The following is a 22956-nucleotide window of genomic DNA, read 5'->3' on the forward strand; positions in this document are numbered from 1 at the left end:
AAAATCGGCTGCATCCGGGAGAATTTTTTTCCGCACCAGGAGAGGCGGCACAGGGACTATTCTTCTATCCTGATACAAAAAGGCAACGGGATACCCTGCCCACCGGAGATCGGTTTTTCCGCGGGATGCCGCCGGGATAGTGCCCTGAATCTGCAAATATTGATCATGAGGACATTTTTATATAATGAATATTATATATATTATCACTCAAGGTGGGTCCCCGTGATAACCAGCACTGAAAAGCAGAGAGTGGCCATCCTTATAGTCCTCCTTGCCGTTTCGATCCTGCTGACCTGCTACTTCCATACCGTCCTGATGCTCGGGACCGTCTTTTCGCACTTCTTCTATATCCCGATCATCCTGGCCGCGCTCTGGTGGGAGAGGAAGGGGGTCCTGGTCGCCCTCTTCCTCGGCGGGATCGTCGTCGCGAGCAGCCTCCAGCACAGGCCGGATATCCTGACACTCAACGACTACGGACGCGCCCTGATGTTCGTCGTCATCGCCTTCGCCGTCGCCTCCCTCTCAAGGCGGCTCAGAGGACGGGAACAGGAGGTGGAGAAACAAAGAGACCTTGCGCAGCGCTATCTCGACGTAGCAGGCGTCCTCTTTGTCGTCATCAACGCCGACCATACCGTCCGGCTCATCAACCGCCACGGCTGCGAGTTGCTCGGCTACCGTGAGGAGGAACTGGTCGGGAGAGACTGGTTTGCAACCGTCGTCCCCGAAGCGTCCCGCGATGCACGACGACGGGAGTTCGACGTCGCGATCGCCAGCGCCGCCGCCTCCCCCAACCGGCGGGAGAACCCGGTCGTCACGCGGAGCGGAGAAGAGTTGATCCTCGCGTGGCAGGACACGGTCCTCGCCGGCGACGACGGTCGGCCGGCCTGGATCATCGGTTCGGGGACCGACATCACCGACAGGATCCGGGCGGAGAAGGAACTCCGGACAGCCCGGGACGAGGCGAACCTCTACCTGGATATCATGGCGCACGACATCAACAACGCAAACGCCATCGCTCTCGGCTACGCCGACCTCCTGGTCGAGGGACTGGAGGGGACGGAGCGGCAGATGGTCCAGAAACTCAGGAGCGGCATCAACCAGAGCATCGAGATCATCCAGAACGTCTCGACGATCCGGCAACTCCACTCCCACAAGACGGCAACACGACCCATCGACCTCGACGCCGTCATCAGGGCCGAGATCGCCCGCCATCCCGACGCCAGGATCATCTACCGGGAGAGACCGGTCTCGGTCATGGCCGACGACCTCCTCCCGGAGGTCTTTGCAAACCTTGTCGGCAACAGCATCAAGTTCGGGGAGCCCGGGGTCATGGTCACCATCCAGGTGGACAACGAGGAGGCGTTCGTCCGGGTCTCGGTCGAGGATACCGGACCCGGGGTGCCTGATGCGGTCAAACCCACCCTCTTCACCCGATTTGCGCGCGGGACGAACAGACGGAGCGGCAAAGGGCTCGGCCTCTACATCACGCGGATGCTTGTCGTGCGCTACGGCGGGAGCATCCGGGTGGAGGACCGGGTACCCGGAAGACCGGAGGAGGGCGCGGCGTTCCGGTTCACCCTGCCGGGGTGCGCCGCCCCGCCGCGGAGGCCGCCGGCACACCCCGCACCGGCGGCGCCCGACCGGATAGTCACCGCCAGACCCTGACCGGTCTGAGGGCGGCGTCGACGATCAGGTCGAAATCAAAGGCATCAAGCCATCCCCCTTTCTCAAACATCTGCATGAAACAGATCCCGACAATCTTCGCGTCGGGATGCGCATCGACGACCGCCTGCACCGCTTCTTTCGTGACCGGGACGCCCGGCATGGCAAGCCCGCCCATCAGGACAATCACCTTCGGGTCGACACTGACCGCGTCATCGGAGACCCGCATCCCGACGCCCTCGACCGGGCGGATTGCCTTTGCTCTCGCCTCATCCAGGAGAGGCACGTAGACCTGCGCGATGGGGAGTTCCCGGACGGCGAACCCCAGGAGTTCGATGAAGGGGGTGCAGGTGCCCGGGCAGCCGTAGTAGGCGACCTGGTCGCCCGCACCGAGTCCTGCCTCGCGGAGGTAAGCCTTGAACGGGCGGAGCATCCCGGGGACGCCGGAGAGTTCCTCAATGAGTTCCATGGGAATTCTGTTGTCCCCCCGGCATAAACCGTTTCCGAATGCGGCCAATCCCTACAGCATCCCGCACCCGGAGAGGTGGTAGAGCCTCTCGACCCGTTCCGCCGCCTGCTCCGAGACTGCCTCGCGGATGCGGGCGATGATCGTCTCGATATCCTCCTCGGGCATGCACCCGAGGTCTTCCCGGCCGGAGAGGATCTGGTCGGTGAGATACCCCCAGTCCTCGCCCGAGAGGCGGGCGACCCGTTCCGCAAAGTCTTCCTCGTCCGCGGCGATGTGGTTTGAGACCGGCGGGAGGATCGAGCGGAACTCGTGCCCGGACTCCGGGCAGAGGATTCCGCTGTATTCCGGCGCCAGTTTCCGCAGGATGGCAAAGTCTTTCTCGTCAAGTTCACGTGCCATACGTCTGTTCACTCCCGGGAGGGTGAGGGGTCCTCGGTCAAAAATGTCTCGATGGGTGGACTACGACTCCGAGACGAGGGTCCCTGCCCGTGCTATGTTCTCCGTATCGAGTTCTTCAAAGAAGAGGATGACCCGTTCCGGGTCGACGCCGAGCGTCCTCGTGATTGCGGCGGTGATCTCGGCGGCAAGTATCTGTTTCTGCTCAAGTGTCCGCCCGTTTGCCATGCGAATTGTTACAACCGGCATATATCTCAAAAGAGTGTGAGACGGGGCGGTATTTATCGTTGCGGGAGGGCTGCCCGGAGCGGGGCTCCCCCACCCGGCGCCTCCCCCGTGATCGTGAGCCCCACAATATCCCGGACCGCCTCTCCGAAGGCTTCCCGGGCCTCCGGCGGCACCCGCTCCCAGCCTTCGCTTGAGAGCCGGGCAGCCGCAGACCGGACCTCCCGCTCGAGCACCGACTCCAGCGCCTGCTGGGTGCCGTTGTTCCCCGGCCCGCCGGCGCGCTCCGCAACGCACCGGAGGAGGAGCGTCTCGGATCCCGGGCGGGAATCGCGGACTCCTTCTCCAAGCGCGCCCAGGTCCGTGATGTCGTCGGCGATCTGCATCGCCCTCCCGGCAGAGAGGCCGTAGTCCGCAAACGCCGAAACAACCATCTTCTCCGCTCCCGCCGCCATGGCGCCCCAGGCGGCCGCGAGCGAGAAGAGGCAGCCGGTCTTTCGGGTGATGACCGCGTCGTAGAGGTCCGCCGTCGGGAGGTCCGGCCTCCCGAGCATCTCCCAGGCCACCCCCCGGGCCATGGTCTGCTGGGCCGATGCGAGCATCGTCACGTACCCGGGACCGTAGGGGGCAGCAAGCGCGTAGGGGAGAGCAAGGATGCCGATGCTGTCGAGGACCGCCCGTCCCTCCCCCCGGGAGAGATGGAGGGAGGGGACGCCCCGCCGGACAGTATCGCCGTCCAGCATATCGTCGAGGATGAGGCTTGCGGCGTGGGCAAGTTCGACGGCACAGGCAAGGTCGAGCGCCTGGCGGATGGGCGCCGCCGCCCGGGTGAGGCCGGTGTAGATGTGGAGGAGGAGCCCGGCCCGCATCCGCTTTCCCCTGGCAAGGATCGGGAGGACAGCAGGATCGATATCACCCTCACCGCTCGCCACCTCTTCGATCCGCCGGTTGACGGCAGGTCTGATCGTCTCCAGGAACTCGCGAAACGGCATCATGGCTCATCACCCCAGAATGGCGTGCACCCGCTTAGACGCCCGGCCGGTAAAAAAGGTGTGGGTCGATCCTCTCCCGGGGTAGATTCATTGCCGTGCAGAACCCCCGGACCCTCCGGTGGTGGGACGGCGGTTGAGCGTTGAGAGGGAGATCGGGCATCTTGAGGCCGGCGACGCGTTCAGGGACTGGCTCACGGGCATCCTCGCCGACCGGCTGCCGGATGGTGGAGGCGACGTCCGGGTCTACCGGATAGAGCCTGCATCCCATCTCGTCTGCCGGTATGAGTTTGCCGGTACCGGAGTCAGCGTGATCGGAAAGTTCTTCGGCGCGCCGACGGGCGCAAAGACCCGTTATAACGCCGATGCGGCGATGGAGAACGAGTTCCGCCGGCTCCGGCGCGCAGCCGGCCTGGTCCGCGTCCCTCCGGCGATCGCGACGGGCAGCCGGTTCAACTCCGTCATCGTGACCGGATGCGTCCCCGGCACGACCGTGCGGGAACTCCTCGCGGCGGGGGCCTCCCTCTACGAACCCCTGACCGGCATCGCGCGCCTGCTCCGCCGGCTTCACGACGGCACCCGGACCCACGGCGACCGGGAGCGCGACTTCGCCTACTTCCACGCTCTCCTCGACCAGAACAACCTGCCGGCCCCCCTGAGGGAGCGGTTCAACCGCCTGCTCGGGGCGTGGTGGCATAGCCCGCGGATCGGCCCCGGCACCGGCTGCATGGTCCACGGCGACGCCACGCCCGGCAACTACCTCTTCGACGGGGGCGTCTGTGCGATCGACTTCGAGGGCTCCCGGGACCACGCCCACCCGGTCCGCGATCTCGGGATCCTCGCCGCGGAGATCAAGGCATCGCCCGGGTCCGCCCGGGCGGAGGACTACATCGGCCACCTCCTCTGGCAGTATAGCAGCGATGAAGAAGAGTTCCGGTATCATACCGCCGTCCTCCCCTTCTTCATGGCGCTCGGCCACCTCAGGATTGCCCGGCTGCCCTGGCGGGCGGCGGAACGCGACTGGCTTTTAGCGGAGGCAGAGGCGTGTCTCGCCGCGATCCAGGGGTAGCGGGGGTTCTCTTCGACTGCTACGGGACACTCGTCGACGTCCTGACTGATGAGCACGATATTGAGACCTACCGGCTCCTTTCCCGGTGGCTTCTCTACCAGGGCGTCCGGATTGCGCCCGAACGCCTGCGGGCAACCTACTCCGGCCGGGTCGCGGAGGCGGCCGGCCGGACCGGGGAGCGCTACCCGGAGGTGCGGGTCGAGGAGGTCTTTGCCGGGATCTGCGCTGAGCACGCAGTCTGGGAGGTCGATACGGATCGGCTCGGCGCCGAGACAGCCCGGGCATTCCGGGCCGCGTCGCTCCGGCGGCTCGGGGTCATCGAAGAAAGCCGGAGGCTGCTCGACCGATTCGGTACAGCGAGGACGGGGGTCGTCTCGAACGGGCAGCGGGTCTTCTCCGAGCAGGAGATGCGGGTGCTCGGGGTCTACGATCGGGTCGGCTTCGTCATCTTCTCTTCAGACCTCGGCTACCAGAAGCCGGACCCCCGGATCTACGCGGCGGCTCTCCGGCGGCTGGGGCTTTCGGCCCGGGATGTCCTCTTCATCGGGGACAACTACGAAAACGACGTCGATGCGCCCCGGAGACTCGGGATGCAGGGGCTGCATGTCGAGGAGGCGTGGCGGCGCTACGGGGTGTGAGGACGACGAGGCCACTCCGCCCGGGTGCGGGTTTCATGGGATCCGGACGCACTCAGACCCCACGATGAGCGACAGACGATGGCTGGTCACTTTCGGGACGGGGCTTATCATCCTCTCGGTCGTGCTCTACGTCCTGCACTTCCTGGCCTTCCACGACCTCTACTACATTACGAGCTACACGCTCGGCGACCTTGCATTCCTCCCGCTCGAGGTCCTCCTGGTGACGCTCGTCTTCCACCAGGTGCTCGCGTTCCGCGACCGGCGGCAGAGGAAGGAGAAACAGAACATGCTCATCGGGGTCTTCTTCTCGGCTCTCGGGACGCAGCTCCTCACCTACGTCTCCGATAACGATCCCGACCGGGACAGGATCCGGCCGCTGCTGATGGTCGCCGATACGTGGACCGCCAAGACGTTCCGAGAGGTGGCGGCGCGGTTGAAACGGCATCCCTCTCATGTCAGGATAGACTCGGTCGACCTCACCGCCGTCAAACGGTTCCTCGGATCCCGTGAGGACCTGCTCCTGCGGTTGCTGGAGAACCCCATGCTCCTTGAACACGAGACGTTTGCCGGGCTTCTCCGGGCGATATTCCACTTCGACGAAGAACTGCAGCGGCGACCCGACCTCTCCCGCCTGCCCGAAAGCGACATAACCCATCTTGGCGGAGACCTTGAGCGGATCTACGGCCTTCTCATACGGGAGTGGCTGGACTACATGCGCTACCTGCAGAAGAACTACCCCTACCTCTTCTCGCTTGCGATGCGGACAAACCCCTTCGACGAGACGGCATCGGCGATCGTGGCGTGAGAGACGGGGCCCCCCTGCGTTATGCCATCTGCGCCCGGATATGCCCCACCGTCTCCGGGTAGCGCTTCCCGAGCCGGCTCTCTTTGAGGTTCTCCTTCACGATCCACCGGATATCCCGATCGTCAAGGGTCGCAAGCTGCCGCAGGTACTCAAAACCGATCCCGGGGAGAGCGGCGATGACCAGGCTGAGCGTGTGCCCGAGCGCATTCTTGAGCGCGAGGAACGCATCCGACTCCCTCTCTTTCGCCATGTAGACGCGGATCAGCGTCTTCCGGTGGAGCCGGAGCGCCATCCGGGCGAGTTCCGGTTCAGCGAGCAGGTCCGGCTCGGCAACACCGGCAACCGCGGCCCGCATCGCGAGCCAGGAACCGCCCTCCACCCAGTCCTCAAGTTCCGGGACGGCCGTATCCGGCTGCCGGGAGAGGAGATCCTGGACCCCCATCGCCACCGCGTCCCTGACCCGCCACCGCGGATCGGCGGAGGCCTCCGCAAGGTGGGCGGCCGCCTCCTCCGCGCATGCCGGGGATACAGACCCGATCGCCCCGATGCCCCGGACACCGCAGAACGAGAGGAACTCGTGCGGGTCGCCCGTCGGTGCGTCCTCCGGGGCGACGCAGGCGAGCTCGACACAGAGCCGCCACAGGGCGTTCTGATCGTCCGGATCGGCGGCCGCGAACTCCCGCACGGTCTCGCTGAAGGCTCCGGCAAGTTCCAGGTTTGCCCGGGAGCCGGGCAGATGGCTTTCCGCGACCAGATAGGCGAGGAGATCCCCGGCGTTCCCGCTCGCGAGGAAGCCCGAGAGCAACCGGGCAACCTCCTTGATATAGGTCTCTTTGCGGGTCATCGTCTTAGAATCAACGACCCGCAGGGAGTAAAAGTGATCGCTACCGGGCATCCAGGGTTGCGACGAAGGCATCGAGTGCCGCGTGAACGTTCTCGCCGTTCCGGGCAGAGATGGGGTGCACCGTCTCCCCGGGGAGGTCGCGGCTGATGCTCTCGGGCGTTGCGCCCGGGCAGTCGCACTTGTTCGCCATAAGCGCGAGCGGCACCCCGAGGGCTTTCAACTGCAGATAGAGGTGCCACGTCATGGCGTCCACCCCCGTGGTGGCGTCCACGACGACGATCGCACCGTCCATCCCCCGCGAGAGGATCTGCCGGACGAACTCGAACCGTTCCTGGCCCGGCGCCCCGAAGAGGTAGACCGCCTGGCCTCTCACCTGCAGTCTGCCGAAATCGAAGGCGACGGTCGTGGGCCCCTCGCTCGAGGGCGCTTCGATATGGCGGCTCCGGGGATCGAGTGCCTGGATGAGACTGGACTTGCCTGCGTTGAATGAACCGAACACGACAATTTTGAGCCTGCCTTCTGCCATCAGCCTTCTATTACCTCTGAACTGTTTTAGGGTTTCGCTATGGCGGCGCCCTGAACGGGATAGAGGCGTATCCCGGCCTTCCGGGAACGGTTATTTCCCCAAAGCCCGCGGAGAGAGCGAGATCGTTTTCCGGGGGTGCAAGTGCCCGCCGGAGTCTTAAGAAAGATATACCGCCAGATCCAAGGTACCGGGTATGGGGATGGAGGAGATGGATACCGTCGCGCAGGAGATCATGGCAACCCTGGACAACATCTTCCTTGCGGAGAAGCGTGCAAGGCTCCAGGTATCCGCCCTTGAGGAGCGGCAGTACGCCCTGGCGGCGACGTTCGGGATGGTCCAGGAGATGGAGGTCGGTAACGCCATCGAGGAGGCTCTCACCGGATTCGGGTTCGATTACCATAGCGTCGACGACGATGCTGAACTCTGGATCTCGGATGAGCACGGGCTGATGGTCTTCCTCTCCTTCACCGCCGCAGAAGGGCGGTATTACAACTACAGGATCGTTGCGTTCGACGTCATCGGCGAGGACGAGGGCGTCTGAAGGGTTACAGGCGACGGAATACTCCTCACTTCCCGCGCGGTGGAGCGCCGTACCTGCTATATACCGTAAGCGAGATTAATCTGCAGTAGAATGCTGGTGACATGAGATGGAACGCTCAGTAAAACGGCTCATAGAAGATAAAGAGAAGCGGCGTGAAGAGTACATCGGCAAATACATCGAGCAGCTCTCTAACGAGAGCACCCCCTACCGGCTCCGGGCGGCCGAGGCTCTCGGGGGGTGCGCCGATCCCCGGGCCGTCGAGCCGCTGATCGCCGCCCTCAACGACCGGGAGAACGAGGTCCGCTGGGTCGCGGCGCAGGCGCTCGGGAAACTCCGCGACCCGCGGGCTGTCGAGCCGCTCCTCTCCCTCCTCGGCGACCCCGACCGGTGGGCGCGGCGCGGAGCCGCCTGGTCGCTCGGCGAACTCGGGGATACTCGCGCGGTCGAGCCGCTCCTTCCCCTTCTTGCGGATAAAAAGATGGACGTCCGGGTGGCTGCCGCCGATGCGCTCGGGAAACTCCACGACACGCGGGCCGTCCCGGCCCTCTCCGCCGCGCTTGAGGACGAGGAGGAGCCCGAGGTCAGGACGGCCATCCGCCGCGCGCTCCGGGAGATCACCGGCGAGGCGGGACTTTGACCGGGGAGCGCGAAGGGCGGGAGAGGCTCTTTCGCTACTATCCGGAGGACTTCGGGGCGCTCCCCGTCCGGGTCGCCCACATGGACCTCATGTTCGATGTCTACGACGGGCATACCCGGGTCGTCTCCGCCCTCACCGCAGAGACCCTTGAATCACCGCTTGCATCCCTCGCCCTGAACGCCCGGGACCTGGACATCCTCACCGTCGCCTGCACCGAATACGCCGTCGCCCACACCTACGACCGCAACGCCGCAATCCTCACCGTCACCTTCGATCCGCCCGTCCCGCCCCGGACCCGGTTCACCCTCGAGACCAGGACGATCTGCCGCCCGAGCAGCCACGTCCTTGAAGGGCTCTACTTCGACGGGTTCTGCCCCGGCGGGCCGCCCACCCAGATCACCCAGTGCCAGCAGTGGGGGTTCCAGCGGCTGGTCCCCTGCCTCGACGACATGACCGCAAAGTGCACCTACACGACGGCGATCGTCGCTGATACCGGGTATACGAATACCATATCAAACGGCGACCCGGCGGGACCGCGGCTTCCCTGCGCCCCCGGCCGCTCCATCCAGAGGTACGAGAACACCACGACCCCGATGGCCCCCTACCTCTTCTTCCTCGGGGTGGGGTGCTATGACACTTACCGGCGGGAGTTCGAGTACCCCGACGGCCGGACATTCGCGCTCGAACTCCTCGCAAAACCCGGCTCCGACCTGGAAGGTGCGGAGCGTGCGCTTGATATCCTCGCGGACGCGGTGATCTGGGTCCACCTCTTCACCGGCCCGGAGCAGTACCGCGACCGGGAGACCCGGGAGGAGATATGGCGTCTTACCCGGGTGCGGGACGAGGCAAAGCGTTCCGGTGACCACGAGGCGCTTGAAGCGTCCCGAAGAACGCTTGCCGGGCTGATTGCGACGATAACCCCGGGTTACGCTTACACGGGAGCGGTCTACCGGGAGATCGCCATGCAGAACTCCGATTTCGGCGGGATGGAGAACGTCGGGAACACGACGATTGCCGCAAACCGGCTCATGCCAGGGCCGGACACGACCGACCCGGCCTTCGAGTACATGATCCGGGTGAAGGTCCACGAGTACTACCACAACGAGAACGGCTCCGAGGTGACGGGATGGAGCCCGTTCGAGATCTGGCTGAACGAAGCCGTGACGGTCCACATCGAGAACCAGTACCACGCCTTCCTCTTCGGCGAGGCCTACTCCCGCCTCCAGACCGTGCTCGATCTCTTCGATCCCGCGGCCGGGACGCTCACGCTCGACCGTGGGGCAGGCTCGATGCCGATCGAACCGGACGGCTTCAACGACCCAAACGACCTCATCACCGGCGTCACCTACGTGAAGGCCCCCGAGTTCGTCAGGATGATCGAGACGCTGATGGGAAAGGAGGCGTTTGCCGAAGGGCTCGCCCGCTACCACGACCGGTTCCGGCACGCGAACGCCTCACGGAACGACTGGCTCCGTTGCATGGAGGAGGCCGCGGGCCAGGACTTCTCGGGGATGGCGGCGGTCTGGCTGAAGGAGAAGGAGTACCCGGTCCTCACCGTGAACCCAGCCTACGACCCGGAGATGCGGCGGTTCAGCCTCGCCTACCGCCAGAGCCGCTCGCCGGGCGGCCGGGTCCGGGAGTTTCCGTTCCGGTTCGCACTCGTGGATGAGAAAGGCCGGGATATCGCGGACCGGACCATCCGGATTGCGGACGAAGCAGGCGTGGTCACCCTCGACGACGTCGACCGTCCGGCGTTCCTCTCCCTCAACCGCGGCTACTCGTTCTACGGAAAGGTGACGTACCGGCCCCCGGAGGATGAACTTTACATCCAGGTAGAGAGGGACAGCGATATCGTCGGCCGGTTCACCGCATTCCTCGCGCTCGTCGACCGGGAGATGGTCCGGCTGCTCGAAAACCCGGATGCGGCGGTCTCAGAGCGGTTCGTCGACCTCTGCATCGGTCTCCTCGCCGACGACCGCCTCATGGAGGAGGCGGGCGGGCAGTTCCTGACCATATTCCCGTCAGTCGAGGACGAGCGGTTCGCTCATCATTACCGGGCGCTTCACGACGCCCGACAGAAGATCTACGCCGCCATCGCCGCACGGGACGAGGAGACCCTCCTCTCGCTCTACCGGCGGGCGGGAGCGCCCGCTCCCGGCGGGCCGGATGGCCTGGAGGCGGAGGCCGCGGCGATCCGGCGGCGGCAGAGAAAGAACACCGCACTCGCCATCCTCGCGACCCGCGACACGCCGAAGGTCCACGAACTGCTTCTCGGCCAGTTCCAGGAGGCGACGAACGCGACCGACCGCCTCACTGCGTTCCGGCTGATCCTTGAGAGCAGTGCTCCCGGACGGCTGGAGACCCTTGCGGCGTTCTCCGCCGAATCGGCGAAGCGCCCGGTTGCATGGGAGTCATTCCTCGCAACGATCGCCGGGAGCGACGCCGATGACCTTGTCCCCATCCTGCGGCGGATCGAATCCTCGCCTGCCTTCGCGATCGAGCAGGCCGACCAGCAGCGGGCCCTCTACGGGCGGTTCGCACTGAACAGGAAGCGGTCGCTTGAGACCGAAGAGGGACGGATATACCTCGCGGAGGTGCTCCGGCGGCTCGCCCCGGTCAACGAGTACAGCACCGTCCGGGTCCTCGATGCGTTCGCGTTCATCGACGGGATGGAGCCCCGCCATCGGGTGCCGGCCGTCGCGGTGCTCGCGGACCTCCTCGGCTCTATCGATGCGGGTGCGCACCCGGCCGTCTACAACAACGTTCGCCGCTTCCTCCTCGGCGCCCCGGAAGCCGTCCGCGCCTACGAGGCGGAGCACGGGGAGATCCCGGCGCTCCGGGGATTGAACGCCTGAGGCTCCGGGCTCACCCATACTCGAGGTGCAGCCCGACACCCGTCTCGCAGACGTTCGCAACCTTTGCAAGCGCAATCTTTGCCGCAAGGTCGGTGCAGTGGCAGGGGTGGAGGGCGGCCGGCTGCACCTCGGAGAAGTAGTCGAGGATCCCCTCAATCTGCTCGGCCGGGGCGTTGAGGAGGTGGAACCCGCCGATGACGTCGGCGACGCGGTCATCGCTGCAGACCTCCCGGGCCTGCTCGACGATTGAGCAGATGCCCGCGTGAGAGCACCCCGTTATGACGACGAGTCCCGCCGGCGTCCGGCAGGCGAGCGCGGTGTCGTCGGGGACGGTATCGTCCCGGATGCCGTCCGGGGTGTAGATGTAGCCCCTCGGCGGCGCCTGCTCGAACTCGAACCGCCGCTCGATCTCGCCGAGGAAGACCAGGTTCTCCGTCAGCCAGAGAGGGCCCGTCGTGAGGAGGACCTTCCCGTGCCGGAAGAGTTCCTCGACCGAGAGGTGGCACCCGATCTCCCCGACGCCCTCGCAGCTCCGGGTGAGGAACGCATCGGGGTGGGCAACGAACGTGGGCTCGATCCGGTCGCGGCCCTCGAGGATCGCCTCGGTATGGAGCCGGAGCAGGGCGTCAAGGCCCCAGGTGTGGTCAAGGTGGCCGTGGGAGAGGACGATCTCCTCGACGCGGAGGAGGTCGATCCCCATCTTTCGGGCGTTGGCGATGACGACGCCCGAGTAGCCGGTGTCAAAGAGGAGGCGCCTTGGCCCGTCCTCGACGTAGATCGAGAGCCCGGGTTCCGCGAGGAAGTAGCGGTCGGTGAGGGTGGCGTTATCCACGAGGACCGCAAGTTTCATGCACGGCACCCCCGGGAGGAGCGGTGGGCCCGGGAGACGGCCGGTATCCCCGCCGTGCAGGAAACGGCGGCAGAAGAAGGCCTCAAGAAGGGTGTCCGGGCCGTGGACGGATCCATGCAGATACTGGGAAGGTCGCGGTTAAGAAGGTTTCCCGGCGACGCTCTGTTCCGCCCGCTCCCTGAGCGCCTTGTTCATGAGCAGAAACCCGAGATGGGTCGCACGGAGGGTGCCGGTGAGGTCGACGACAGGCACCAGCAGCCCGGTGAAGACCTCGGCCTGGACGAACCGGGAGCCGTCGCCCTCAGGGACGATGGTGAACCGGTGTTCGCCGTCAAAGAGCCCCGCAATCAGGACCCGGCCGATCCACCGGAGTTCGCGGTCTTTTGCGACCCGCAGCACCATCGGGGAAAACCGCATGCTCCGCCGTCCCGGCGGCTGGATCTCGACCGAGAGGCGGGTCCCCACCCAGGGTTTCCCCTCGATCGACCGTATAAAAGGATTCCAATCGGGATAGGCCGCAAAGTCGGTCAGCACCTGCCAGACGACCGCGGGCGGGGCTGCGATGACGGTCTCGGCCCGGACTTCCCGGACCAGGGCCCTGGAGAGTGCCGGGAGAGAGGGATTCTGCGCTCCTGTCACGATGGCACCGGATGGGGCGGAAGAGGGAAAAGGCTTTCTTTGGGAGAGGAGGTATCCAGAGACCACCTTGCGGCGGAGAAATGAAGACGCCGGGCGCACAACACCTCAAGAGGAGAAATACCATGACGGAACCAGAATATGCACTCTTCTCTCCCGACAGACCGGAAACTCTCGAATCACTCGGCCTTGCGGCAGGCGTGCACCTCCCGCTCGGCCGCCTGAAGGACCTGCAGGAACGCCACGGATTTGAGGCCATCCTCTACTTCGACGAGAACCTCGCCCGGAACTCGACGCTCGATGCGGACCATATGGATTTCCGGATCGTCCCGGTGCAGGCCCGGCCGTTCATGCCGCTCCCGGTCTTTCTGCAGGTGATGGCAGAGCATGATCCGGAGTTTTCCGACCGGATGCAGCAGGAGCCCCCGGTTGTCGAGATCCTGGAGACCGGGACGATCAACCGCTACTCCGGGTGCGTCCAGTGCATAAGGCCGTACGTGAAGGGACTGCTACTGTAGCCTCCCGGCACGGCTCCCGGCCGTCCAGCTGCGGGGGACCGGCTCCCGGGTCCCGAGATCGAACCCGGCGAGGATCCGCCGGCAGGTGCAGTGGCTGCCCAGGTGGCATATCGCAGCCCTGGCTGCCTCGAACCGGATCGGAAAGTCTATCCCGGGGATGAGTTCCGGCAGATCGCCGAACCCGAGCGTGATATGCGGCGAGTAGCGTTCATACGCAGAAGTCTTTGGAAACCGGGAGAGGCAATCGAGAGACGACGCCGGAGCCTCGTCCACGAAGATCCCGGGTCCGGCCTGCGGTACCGGAAACGGCTTTATGGCGTTCATCACGCTCTTATGAAAGAGCTGGATGATCTCTGACCGGAGGATGTGAAAGACCGAGACGGTCTCTCCCGTGCTCGTCCGGTGTTTTGCGACAGCATCGATCGTCAGGGTCATGGGGGAGCACTGCCGGGAGATCCGGTCCACCCTCCTGATGATCTCCCCGAGGTTCTCCCGCCGTGCCGGGAGCATTGCGACCGAGATGTGCGGGAGGCAGTCCTCCCTGTCAAGACGTATCCCTCCATCCGGGTTGCCGGCAAGCAGGGTCCGGTTCGCGCTGATCGCCGTATCCATGACCGGTCCGGGCGGCAGAAGGACGATATCGATGGCAACCGTATCGGGAAGTTCGTGCATGGGGGCCGGTCAGGCAACAGGGATAGAAAAGGGTTTCCTCCGGGACCGGCAGCCCCGCCGTAATGCTCCAGGTCTGCATCAGGCCGCGCTCACCACTTCACCCCGAAGATCGGCTCCTCCTCGACGATGTTTGTTATCCTCCGGACACTCGCCTCCATCGGGATATCCTCTCCGCGGCAGAGGCCCTGCTTGAGTTGCTCAAGGCCCGCAGCCACCGAGTCGTCCCTCGACCGCACGCCGCTTACCGTCACCCTGAACGTCAGCGTCACCAGCCACTGGGTCGTTTCCATCTCTTCCCCCTCGTAGCGTGGGCGGGGGTATACCGCCCGGGGGAGATAAAGGCAGCTCACCATCGGGAGGCATCTTCCCCGGTCAGGGTATCACCTCCCGTGGACGGCGGCCGGTCATGAGGCGTCTGCAGAGGCAAAAAAACAGGATTGATGCATGAGACCGGAGAGCCAGCACGACGCCGGGGGTATGCCCGGTTTATTGACGTAGAGAGGTATAGAGCGTTGCAGTCTTAATGGAGGTATTACGATCACTCATCCGGTTGATCAGCCCGGCACTGACCCTTCCGTATCCCAGACACATTATAATTCGTAGTTCATAAAAATAGTTTCGACGGTCCCGGCGAGATCGTGCTACCCGGACCCGGCAGGATGCGTCAGGCACAACGAATATATACAAACATCAGGGATTCTGGGGCTCCGGAGAACCATATCAAGGAGAGAAGAGAGATGTTCCCAGACTCCGAGGCTGGCTCCCGGGGAGGCACGGGGAGACGAGCGGCCGGTTGTATCGCGAGCGCGCTCATCGTAATTCTGGTGCTCATCCCGGCAGTAGCGACGGCACAGGCCCCGACAGTGATCGTCTCCAACTACACCGTCACCCCGGCCGTCCTGATGCCCGGGGATGAGGGGACGATCACGGTGGTGCTCTCAAGCACCGCTCCCGTAGCCCAGGGAGCACCGTTCGAGATCCGGGTGGACAGCGGCACCGGAGGGATGAATACCTCGACAGGGACGCAGGAGAACGCCTACATCGAGAACGTGCTCGTAAACGGCGAAGGGGTCGAGGTTCTGACCGGGAGTTTCCAGGATATCGGCGAGATCGGTCCCGGCCAGTCCTTCCCGCTCACCTTCCAGATACGCGCCCCCGGCAAGGAAGGCGTCTACTTCCCGGAGGTCTGGGTCCGGGTGCGGGACGCGGCCGGTGTGCGCTATCCCATACCGGTGAACGTCAACTCGGCCTACGCCCTCGCTAAAAAACCCGCGCTCCGGGTGGAGAGGACCGTCCCGGCATCCGTCGACCCGGGCACCCCCTTCAACGTCACGCTCACGCTCATTAACGACGGCCAGGCGAGTGCAAGCGACATCTCCGTCGACATCAACACAACCTCGAACGCGATCACCCCGAAGACCTCGGAGAACTACTACATCCCCGAACTGGGAGCCGGGGAGGAGTCGGTCCTCGACCTGACGTTTGAGACCGATACCGGCGCACCCCTCGGACTGACACCGGTCCTCGTCACCATCGACTACCGGGGCGCCGATCTTGCAGCGTTCCGGCAGGCGGCGACGATCGGTGTGCCCATCGTCGGCCGCGCCGAGATGGGGGTCGCCTCCATCAGGACCGAACCGTCCCGGGTGACCGCCGGAAACCCCGTAGACCTGACGATCCGGATAGAGAATACCGGGACGGCGGACGCGAAATCGGTCCGGGCAACCGTCAACGGCCTGCCCCTCCCGGGGACAAAAGAAGCCTTCCTCGGGACGATAGAGCCGGGAAACGACGGGCCCGCGGTCTTCTCCCTGCAGGCCGACCGTGAGGGTGAGTTCCCCTATACCCTCACCGTCCAGTACACCGATGACTACGGGCCACATACGACCCGGCAGGATCTGAACCTGACCGTCGGAGAGTCGAATACGGTCCCCACCATCGCCATCGCGGCGGTCGTCCTCATCATCGCCGCCGTGGCCGCGGTCTTCTGGTACCGGAGACGGAAGGAGGGCTGACCCCCGTGCTTGAAGGTCTCAGGGTCTCTGCGTTCCTGGCGTGGAAGGCCATCCAGCGTGGGAGCAAAGGGACGCTCGCCCTCACGATCATGATCATCGCCCTCATCTTCGTGAACCTGGTCTTCCTCCCCTCCATCATATCGGGCGTCGTCGAGACCTTCAACACCCAGTCGATCGACTTCGACTTCGGGAACCTGGTCGTCGAACCCCGGGAGGGCAGCCAGTACATCAGCGGTGCGGCCGGTCTCCAGAAGAAGATCGAGCGGGTCCCGGGGGTCACCGGGACATCGCCCCGGATAACCGCCGGGGTGACCTACTTTTACCGGGGCCGGAACACCGCAAGCACCCTCTACGGCATAACCCCGGAGGACGAACGGTCGGTGACCAGGATCGCCGACTACATGACCGAAGGGGAGTTCCTCTCGAACGGGGATACCGACGCAATCGTCATGGGCGCGACCCTCGCGGGGAGAGAGGGAGAGGAAGGCGGCGGTCTCCCCACCCTCGAGGGGGTCACGGTCGGCGACTCGGTGGAGGTGGGCTACCCGAACGGCGAGACACGGACCTACCGGGTGAAGGGGATCTTCGAGACCCAGTCGTTCGGCGTCGATACGGCAGCCTTCGTCACGGGCCAGGAGATGAGCGATGTGCTCGGGCTTCGTGACCAGGCGTCCATGGTCCTGGTGAAGACCGAGGTGAACGGCAGGGAGGAGGAGTACAAGACGGAACTCCTCTCCTACGGCATCCAGGAGAACGTCTGGACATTCCGGGAGAAGGCCGGGGGGTTCGTCGACCAGGCGATCCAGAGTTTCAACATCATCAACACCATCTCAACGCTCGTCAGCCTGATCATCGCCGTCGTGGTGGTCTTCATCGTGATCTTCATCAACACCGTGAACCGGCGGCGGCAGATCGGGATCTTAAAAGCGATCGGGATCGACCAGCAGATCATCATCAACTCCTACGTTCTCCAGGTGCTCTTCATCACCGCCGTCGGGGCACTCGTCGGGATAGCGCTGAACGCCGGCGTGACGACCTACCTGACCGCCTACCCGCTCGTCTTCCCCGGCGGCCCGGTCTACCCGGCGGTGGAGGCGTCGGCAATCCTCCGGAGCATCGCAAGCCTCTTTGCGGTCTCGGTGGTGGCGGGCTACATCCCCGCCTGGCAGATCGTCCGCGAGGAGATCCTCTCCGCAATCCGGGGGTGAAAGGATGATCGTCGCAGAAGATCTCACGAAGGTCTATACCATGGGGAGGGTGGAGGTCCGTGCCCTCGGGGGGGTCTCGCTCTCCGTAGCAAAGGGCGAGTTCGTCGGGATCATGGGGGCGAGCGGGAGCGGCAAATCGACGCTCCTCCACATCCTCGGGCTCCTCGACCGGCCCACCTCCGGCACGGTCGCGATCGACGGGACCAATGTCCTCGCCCTCTCCGACCGCCGGCGGACCCTGTTCCGGCTGAACCGGCTCGGCTACGTCTTCCAGGACTACGCCCTCATCGGGGAACTCACGGCGCTCGAGAACGTCTACCTGACATCGCTCGTCCGGGGGGACCCAAAGGAGGAGTACCTCAAGAAGAGCGTCGAGATCCTGGAACGGGTCGGGCTCGGCGACAGGATAGATCACCGGCAGAGCGAACTCTCGGGCGGGGAGCAGCAGCGGGTGGCGATCGCCCGGGCGCTCGTGAACAGCCCGAGCATCCTGCTCGCCGACGAACCCTGCGCGAACCTGGACAGCCAGACCTCAAAGAGCATCCTCGACCTCTTTGCCCGCTTAAACGAGGAACTGGACCAGACGATCGTGATGGTCTCGCACGAGGACTGGCACAAGGAGTACTTCTGCCGGATCGTCACCCTCCGAGACGGGCTGATCGAGGAGATGACGGAGTGCAGGAGGGCCTGATACTTGACGGCGGCGCGCCGTGGGCGTAAACCGGGTCAATCGGTGGGGGACGGCTGCGGTCCTTCCCGGGCAGCCGGGTGCGGCCGGACCGCCTGAGCCCTGCCGCTCAGGCCGGGCCGGAAACAACGGCGATATAATTTTATATACAACCCGGCATACAACCCGGGCCGGTGAGAGGCATGCAGGAACAGAAGACGTTCAGGTGCAGGGATCTCGGCCTTGCGTGCGAGTTCGAGGAGAAGGCGGAGAACGAGAACGAGTTGATGAAACGTATCGAGGGGCACGTCCAGACCGCTCACCAGATGAACCCGGAGCAGCCTGAAGTGCAGGAGAAACTCAAAAAAGCGGTGAAGTGAGGGCGGCAGGGCCCCGACAACTTCTTTTTGAAGACCATCACCCCGGAGCCTGCGGGAAGGGGGAGAACAGCAGGTTATTTGAGGATGCAGACCACCGGACCGGTATGGCACACCATATGGGTTCCTGGAGACACACGCCCGAAGACGAGGCGGCCCGCAGGCGCTGGCAGCATCCCGAGTCCGTCCTTGAGGGGATCGGGCTTGCCGATGGCGATACGTTCATCGACGTCGGGTGCGGTGACGGGTTCTTCGCGCTCCCGGCGGCGCGGATGGTCGGGCCGCACGGCCGGGTCTGCGGGATCGATATCGACGCCGAGGCTCTCGACCTCCTGCAGGATAAGGCGTTTGGCGAGGGGCTTGACAACGTCATCCTTCATCCGGGGATGGCCGAGGAGGTCATTCTCTGCGACGGCTGCGCAGATATCGTCTTCTTCGGGATCGCGCTTCACGACTTCGCCGACCCGGTCCGGGTGCTCCGGAACGCAAAGCGGATGGCGGCCCCGGAAGGCAGGATCGTCGACGTAGACTGGAAGAAGGAGCCCCTCCCTCTCGGCCCACCGGCCGCAAAGAAGTTCAGCACGGAGCATGCGGCATCGCTGATGGCAGAGGCCGGGCTCCGGGTTACGGGGATTGTAGAATCCGGGCCGTACCACTACATCGTCACGGCCGTGCCGGAGTGAGGGAAAAGAAGGGATGGGGGTCGTGAAGAGCGGCCCTGGACCGTCCTCGACCCGCCCACGCCGGTTCGCCGGCAGCAGGTGTCGCAGACAGACCCCTTTGGGCGGGGCCGTATCTGATGGCATTCACCGATACCGGGGATAGAGACCGGCCTAAACGCGCTCTGGACTGCTCAGGCACATCCTCCGGGACGGCGGGACCGAAATCAGGCCCGAATGCACCGGGCACGGCGATCATCTCCCTGAAAGTTTAAGAAAGGTATTTAACAATTCTAAGCTACCTTAACGCATGGTTCAGAGAAAGAGTCTCTATACCGTCCTGGTTGCAGGGCTCCTCGCCCTGTGCATGCTTGGTGCCGGCTGCACGACACAGCCGACGGAACAGGAAAACGTGACCGCAACCCCCACCCCGGAGGCGACCACCGCCGTTCCGACGGCAAACGAGACGGCAACCCCCACCCCGGCCACCGGGGCATACGCCTTCAACGAGACGGACGACAACACGACCGTCACCCTCCCGGTCGGGAGCAATATCACCATCAGCCTCGAAGAGAACCCGACGACCGGGTACGAGTGGAACGTCACCTCCTCGACCGGGCTCCAGCTCGTGAATGAGACGCACGACGCACAAGAGACCGAACTCGTGGGCGCTCCCGGAGTCCACATCTGGGAGTACATCGCTGCCGATGAGGGCGACGCCGAGTTCTCTGCAGTCTACATGCGGTCCTGGGAGAACATGACCGGGAACGAGACCACGTTCTCGATGGCCTTCGTTATCGAGTAACCCTTCACCCACTTTTTCGCGGAGTTATTACCGGACCAGCCTTCCGGTATAAACAACGGGCATGACCGGAGAACCAGTTCCGTACCGCCTCCATCCGGGACACCTCATCATCACCAGCCGGCCCCAAACCTCCTTGATACCTCCTCGCCCGACCACGGCCCGCCGTGCGCCGCATAGATCCGTTCCACCCCCAGGGCAAGGAGTCCCCGGATGCTTCTCCTCGCCGTGGGAGGGTCGTCCGTCCCGAGGGGCAGCCGGGGCCTTCCGCCCGGGAGCAGGGCGGAGAGAAGGTCACCGACGATGGCGGTCCCGCCGGCGACAAGGACCGAGACCGAGCCCGGGGTATGCCCCGGTGTGGGGATGGCCATCCCGCGGACCCCGAAGGCTGCAAGGTCCCTGGCGCCCTCGATGATGATATCGGGCTCAACGCCGCAGGAATCGAATACGCCCGTTCTGCCGCCCGCAATCCCGAGGAGGCGGAGGATGGTGCCGGCCGGGAAACGCAGACCGTTAAAGCCAAGATGCATGAGACCGGCGTCGGCCGCATGAACGGCGACCGGGACACCGGTCCGGGCCCGGAGTGCGTCGGCGCTCCCGCAGTGATCCGGATGGCCGTGAGTGACGAGGATCAGGGTGACCTCGTCGGGCCTGATGCCGGCCCTCTCCATCGCGGCCAGGATGGCCGTCTCGTCCCCGGCATTGCCGGTATCAACCAGGAGCGCACCCCGATGATCCCTGACGATGAACGCAGTCGTCAGGCTGAGCGGCACAGGGATGACCTCCGGCAAAGAGCGATCGCCGGTCTTCATGGGAGTACCGGTGTGAGATACCCTCACCCCACATCAACGATCCGGTCAGGGTTCGCCGCACCCCCGGTAGCGTTTCAACACGCATATATATCGTGAAAACGAGGTTGCACGTATGACCTACGAGAGAATGGCATCTCCATACACTTTCGTTTTCCTGGCGGTCCTTGTTCTGGCCCTCGTCGTCCCGGCAGCCGCACAGGGGACCGCGCCACGGGCGGTACAACCCGGCGAGACGATCGCGGTGGGGAGCGAACCGCTCGTCCTCGACCTCGTCAACCTCCGGAGCGCAGATACCCTCAACCCGATCACAGAACTCCGGCACTACCGGGACGATAACCCCACAAAACAGATCGTCCGTGTCATCGGGGTGCCAAACGACGGATACTTCAAGATCAACGCTCACACACTCGGCGGAAAATACGGACGCTACTTCGCGTTCAGCAAAGAAGGCGGTCTGATCCGGCAGAGCAGCATCACGTTCACCCCCGCTCCGACGGCCACCCCCACAGAGCCGACCGTGACCATCACCGCGACCACAGAGACTCCAACCGGGACCGAGACGCCGCTCCCGGCCACAGCCACAACCACAACAATGCCAACGCAGGCACCGCTCCCGGGACTGATTGCCGTGATCGCGATCGCGGGGCTGCTCGTGGCGGTCACACGACGGTAGAAGGTCGCCGGCTCCCTGCCGGCAGGGCGGTCCCACACCCTTCTTCTGCAGCCTGAAAGAACCATCCCGAGGATCCTTCCGGCTGTGGGTTGGTATTATATATGGCCACGCGCACTCCCCGCCCGGGGAAGGAATACCCGTGCGTTCAGCGGTTGCCGCAGTTCAATCCGGGCGTCTCCTTCTACTATAAGGGATTCCCCGGCCGTCTTCCCTCCGGGATGCCTTCCCGGGAATCCTCCGGAGGTCAAACGATGAGTGAACGTAATCTCTCTTTACCTGCACTGGCGCTGATAGCCCTTGCGCTTCTCACCGGTGCCGCAACGGCCGCCGAGCACCAGGTCACGAACGCCTCGGTGGACCAGGTCTATGCATCGGTCCTCGACGACCGGATCCTCTGGTCCGATAACCGGACGGGTGACTACGACGTCTACCTCTACAACCTGACGGGGGAGAGCGAACGCCCACTCACCCCGCCGGAGAGCGATCAGTTCGCGACGGCACTCCCTGCAGGCATGATGATGAGCGGCGAGCGGGTCGTCTGGGAGGACAACCGGAGCGGGAACCGGGACATCTACCTCTATGATCTCGCCACAGGCGAGGAGACCCGGATCACGAACGGGACCGGCCACGAGACCAGCCCCGCCGTCGCCGAGGACTGGATCGTCTGGCAGGATGCCCGGAACGGCAACTGGGATATCTACCTCTACGACATCGCCACGGGAGAAGAGACCCGGATCACCACAAACGAGAGCGCGCAGATGACGCCTGCCGTCACCGGGAGTATGGTCGTCTGGAACGACTACCGGAACGGCAACTGGGACATCTACGCCTGGACCCCCGACGAAGGAGCGCCATCCACACCGTCTGCGCCTTCTGCGCCGGGACCGGCCGGTCCCTCTGCTCCGGGTGCACCCCCCGCGCCGCCCGCGCCGCCAGTGACTTCAGTGCCGGAGACATCGCCCCCGACGAACGCAACGACGACCTTGCCACCGGGAGAGAGACCGACAGTCACCCCGGCACCGGGAGGGGATACACCCACGCCCGGATCAGATGACGGGACACCAACAAGTGGTGGATTGACCCGGGTCACACCGACACCCACACCAACGAGCGGTGGATTGACACGGGTCACACCGACAATCCCGGTGGTCTCCAGACCCGGTGATATCAGCGCTCCGCCGGTCTTCATCACCCCAACGCCCACCATAGAAGAGCTCAACTGAACGCGGCCCGAACCGAGGTAAAACCCCGGATACCCCCGGCGGAACGTCGCCCCTGCCGTTCCACCGGGTGCACCCATCGGTGGGCCATATGAAGGCCCGGGTGCCGGAGATCAGCCCGATTGGGGAGGTGGGCAGAGCGCACAGCATCCGCTCGCCGGAACGAAAAACAAAAAGGGAGGGTATCGGGG

General features: G+C 64.7%; 27 protein-coding genes. 16 read left to right on the forward strand and 11 right to left on the reverse strand.

Annotation, left to right across the window (positions count from 1 at the left end; genetic code table 11):
- The first annotated feature begins 222 nt into the window (after positions 1–222).
- Positions 223–1665, forward strand: a complete 1443-nt coding sequence (locus QZ650_RS06350) for a PAS domain-containing sensor histidine kinase (RefSeq protein ID WP_292518581.1) — start codon at positions 223–225, stop codon at positions 1663–1665.
- On the opposite strand, the gene QZ650_RS06355 is transcribed toward QZ650_RS06350, so the two are convergent.
- Genes QZ650_RS06355 through QZ650_RS06370 form a run of 4 tightly spaced genes read right to left on the reverse strand, consistent with a single transcriptional unit; the run spans position 1649 to position 3747 of the window.
- Entirely contained in the window at positions 1649–2131 is a 483-nt protein-coding gene (locus tag QZ650_RS06355) for a DUF2124 family protein (protein WP_292518579.1), read from the reverse strand. The genes QZ650_RS06350 and QZ650_RS06355 overlap by 17 nt on opposite strands.
- A 51-nt stretch (positions 2132–2182) precedes the next feature.
- The gene (locus QZ650_RS06360; RefSeq protein ID WP_292518577.1) at positions 2183–2530 is read right to left on the reverse strand and encodes a hypothetical protein; all 348 of its coding nucleotides are present in this window, start codon (positions 2528–2530) and stop codon (positions 2183–2185) included.
- Positions 2531–2590: 60 nt separating this feature from the next.
- Positions 2591–2776, reverse strand: a complete 186-nt coding sequence (locus QZ650_RS06365; protein ID WP_292518575.1) for a 4-oxalocrotonate tautomerase family protein — start codon at positions 2774–2776, stop codon at positions 2591–2593.
- A 32-nt stretch (positions 2777–2808) separates the two neighbouring features.
- Complete coding sequence (locus tag QZ650_RS06370; protein ID WP_292518572.1) at positions 2809–3747, reverse strand: polyprenyl synthetase family protein; 939 nt, start codon at positions 3745–3747, stop codon at positions 2809–2811.
- A gap of 130 nt (positions 3748–3877) precedes the next feature.
- On the opposite strand from QZ650_RS06370, the gene QZ650_RS06375 reads away from it, so the two are divergent.
- From QZ650_RS06375 to QZ650_RS06385, 3 genes are read left to right on the forward strand one after another with little or no spacing between them, the layout of a single operon-like run.
- Positions 3878–4810 carry a phosphotransferase gene (locus QZ650_RS06375; protein WP_292518570.1) on the forward strand — a complete coding sequence of 311 codons (933 nt, stop codon included), beginning with the start codon at positions 3878–3880 and terminating at the stop codon, positions 4808–4810.
- On the forward strand, positions 4786–5448 hold the full coding sequence (locus tag QZ650_RS06380) for an HAD family hydrolase (protein ID WP_292518568.1): 663 nt from the start codon (positions 4786–4788) through the stop codon (positions 5446–5448). Before QZ650_RS06375 ends, QZ650_RS06380 begins: the two co-directional genes overlap by 25 nt.
- Positions 5414–6253 carry a hypothetical protein gene (locus QZ650_RS06385; RefSeq protein WP_292518566.1) on the forward strand — a complete coding sequence of 280 codons (840 nt, stop codon included), beginning with the start codon at positions 5414–5416 and terminating at the stop codon, positions 6251–6253. The genes QZ650_RS06380 and QZ650_RS06385 overlap by 35 nt, the downstream gene beginning before the upstream one ends.
- Before the next feature lie 19 nt (positions 6254–6272).
- Here QZ650_RS06385 and QZ650_RS06390 read toward each other — a convergent pair whose 3' ends face one another.
- Together QZ650_RS06390 and QZ650_RS06395 are read right to left on the reverse strand one after the other, a co-directional pair.
- On the reverse strand, positions 6273–7097 hold the full coding sequence (locus QZ650_RS06390; RefSeq protein WP_292518564.1) for a hypothetical protein: 825 nt from the start codon (positions 7095–7097) through the stop codon (positions 6273–6275).
- 40 nt (positions 7098–7137) lie between these two features.
- Positions 7138–7623 (reverse strand): GTP-binding protein, encoded by a 486-nt coding sequence (locus tag QZ650_RS06395; RefSeq protein WP_292518562.1) that lies wholly within the window; start codon positions 7621–7623, stop codon positions 7138–7140.
- Between the two features lie 193 nt (positions 7624–7816).
- Here QZ650_RS06395 and QZ650_RS06400 point away from each other — a divergent pair, with 193 nt between their 5' ends.
- The 3 genes from QZ650_RS06400 (at position 7817) to QZ650_RS06410 (ending at position 11656) form a co-directional block, all read left to right on the forward strand.
- Entirely contained in the window at positions 7817–8164 is a 348-nt protein-coding gene (locus tag QZ650_RS06400) for a hypothetical protein (protein WP_292518560.1), read from the forward strand.
- 106 nt (positions 8165–8270) lie between these two features.
- Positions 8271–8801 carry a HEAT repeat domain-containing protein gene (locus QZ650_RS06405; RefSeq protein ID WP_292518558.1) on the forward strand — a complete coding sequence of 177 codons (531 nt, stop codon included), beginning with the start codon at positions 8271–8273 and terminating at the stop codon, positions 8799–8801.
- Positions 8798–11656, forward strand: coding sequence for a M1 family metallopeptidase (locus QZ650_RS06410; RefSeq protein WP_292518556.1), 2859 nt, complete (start codon positions 8798–8800; stop codon positions 11654–11656). The genes QZ650_RS06405 and QZ650_RS06410 overlap by 4 nt, the downstream gene beginning before the upstream one ends.
- A gap of 10 nt (positions 11657–11666) precedes the next feature.
- On the opposite strand, the gene QZ650_RS06415 is transcribed toward QZ650_RS06410, so the two are convergent.
- A complete protein-coding gene (locus QZ650_RS06415) occupies positions 11667–12506 on the reverse strand; it encodes an MBL fold metallo-hydrolase (protein WP_292518554.1) in 840 nt (279 codons plus the stop codon).
- A 138-nt stretch (positions 12507–12644) separates the two neighbouring features.
- The gene (locus QZ650_RS06420) at positions 12645–13145 is read right to left on the reverse strand and encodes an SRPBCC domain-containing protein (RefSeq protein WP_292518552.1); all 501 of its coding nucleotides are present in this window, start codon (positions 13143–13145) and stop codon (positions 12645–12647) included.
- A 122-nt stretch (positions 13146–13267) separates the two neighbouring features.
- On the opposite strand from QZ650_RS06420, the gene QZ650_RS06425 reads away from it, so the two are divergent.
- Positions 13268–13660 carry a hypothetical protein gene (locus tag QZ650_RS06425; RefSeq protein ID WP_292518550.1) on the forward strand — a complete coding sequence of 131 codons (393 nt, stop codon included), beginning with the start codon at positions 13268–13270 and terminating at the stop codon, positions 13658–13660.
- On the opposite strand, the gene QZ650_RS06430 is transcribed toward QZ650_RS06425, so the two are convergent.
- Both QZ650_RS06430 and QZ650_RS06435 read right to left on the reverse strand, forming a co-directional pair.
- Positions 13652–14332, reverse strand: a complete 681-nt coding sequence (locus QZ650_RS06430; RefSeq protein WP_292518548.1) for a hypothetical protein — start codon at positions 14330–14332, stop codon at positions 13652–13654. The two genes, QZ650_RS06425 and QZ650_RS06430, sit on opposite strands and share 9 nt — an antisense overlap.
- An 89-nt stretch (positions 14333–14421) precedes the next feature.
- Positions 14422–14685 (reverse strand): hypothetical protein, encoded by a 264-nt coding sequence (locus QZ650_RS06435; RefSeq protein ID WP_292518546.1) that lies wholly within the window; start codon positions 14683–14685, stop codon positions 14422–14424.
- 384 nt (positions 14686–15069) lie between these two features.
- Between QZ650_RS06435 and QZ650_RS06440 the strand changes: the two genes are divergently transcribed.
- The 6 genes from QZ650_RS06440 (at position 15070) to QZ650_RS06465 (ending at position 20063) form a co-directional block, all read left to right on the forward strand.
- Positions 15070–16347, forward strand: coding sequence for an S-layer protein (locus QZ650_RS06440; RefSeq protein ID WP_292518544.1), 1278 nt, complete (start codon positions 15070–15072; stop codon positions 16345–16347).
- A gap of 5 nt (positions 16348–16352) precedes the next feature.
- Positions 16353–17555: an FtsX-like permease family protein gene (locus QZ650_RS06445; protein WP_292518542.1), complete on the forward strand. Its 1203-nt coding sequence runs from the start codon at positions 16353–16355 to the stop codon at positions 17553–17555.
- A 4-nt stretch (positions 17556–17559) separates the two neighbouring features.
- Positions 17560–18246 (forward strand): ABC transporter ATP-binding protein, encoded by a 687-nt coding sequence (locus QZ650_RS06450; protein WP_292518540.1) that lies wholly within the window; start codon positions 17560–17562, stop codon positions 18244–18246.
- A gap of 179 nt (positions 18247–18425) precedes the next feature.
- Positions 18426–18602 carry a DUF1059 domain-containing protein gene (locus QZ650_RS06455; RefSeq protein ID WP_292518636.1) on the forward strand — a complete coding sequence of 59 codons (177 nt, stop codon included), beginning with the start codon at positions 18426–18428 and terminating at the stop codon, positions 18600–18602.
- Positions 18603–18706: 104 nt separating this feature from the next.
- Positions 18707–19282, forward strand: coding sequence for a class I SAM-dependent methyltransferase (locus QZ650_RS06460; RefSeq protein ID WP_292518538.1), 576 nt, complete (start codon positions 18707–18709; stop codon positions 19280–19282).
- A gap of 286 nt (positions 19283–19568) precedes the next feature.
- Complete coding sequence (locus QZ650_RS06465) at positions 19569–20063, forward strand: protease inhibitor I42 family protein (protein WP_292518536.1); 495 nt, start codon at positions 19569–19571, stop codon at positions 20061–20063.
- A gap of 110 nt (positions 20064–20173) precedes the next feature.
- Here the strand turns inward: QZ650_RS06465 and QZ650_RS06470 are convergent, their stop codons facing one another.
- On the reverse strand, positions 20174–20872 hold the full coding sequence (locus QZ650_RS06470) for an MBL fold metallo-hydrolase (protein ID WP_292518533.1): 699 nt from the start codon (positions 20870–20872) through the stop codon (positions 20174–20176).
- Positions 20873–20984: 112 nt separating this feature from the next.
- Here QZ650_RS06470 and QZ650_RS06475 point away from each other — a divergent pair, with 112 nt between their 5' ends.
- Both QZ650_RS06475 and QZ650_RS06480 read left to right on the forward strand, forming a co-directional pair.
- Entirely contained in the window at positions 20985–21545 is a 561-nt protein-coding gene (locus QZ650_RS06475) for a hypothetical protein (RefSeq protein WP_292518532.1), read from the forward strand.
- 251 nt (positions 21546–21796) lie between these two features.
- Entirely contained in the window at positions 21797–22768 is a 972-nt protein-coding gene (locus QZ650_RS06480) for a hypothetical protein (protein WP_292518531.1), read from the forward strand.
- Positions 22769–22956 lie beyond the last annotated feature (188 nt).

This window comes from Methanoculleus sp., from assembly GCF_020696975.1.
Taxonomy (GTDB): Archaea; Halobacteriota; Methanomicrobia; order Methanomicrobiales; family Methanoculleaceae; genus Methanoculleus.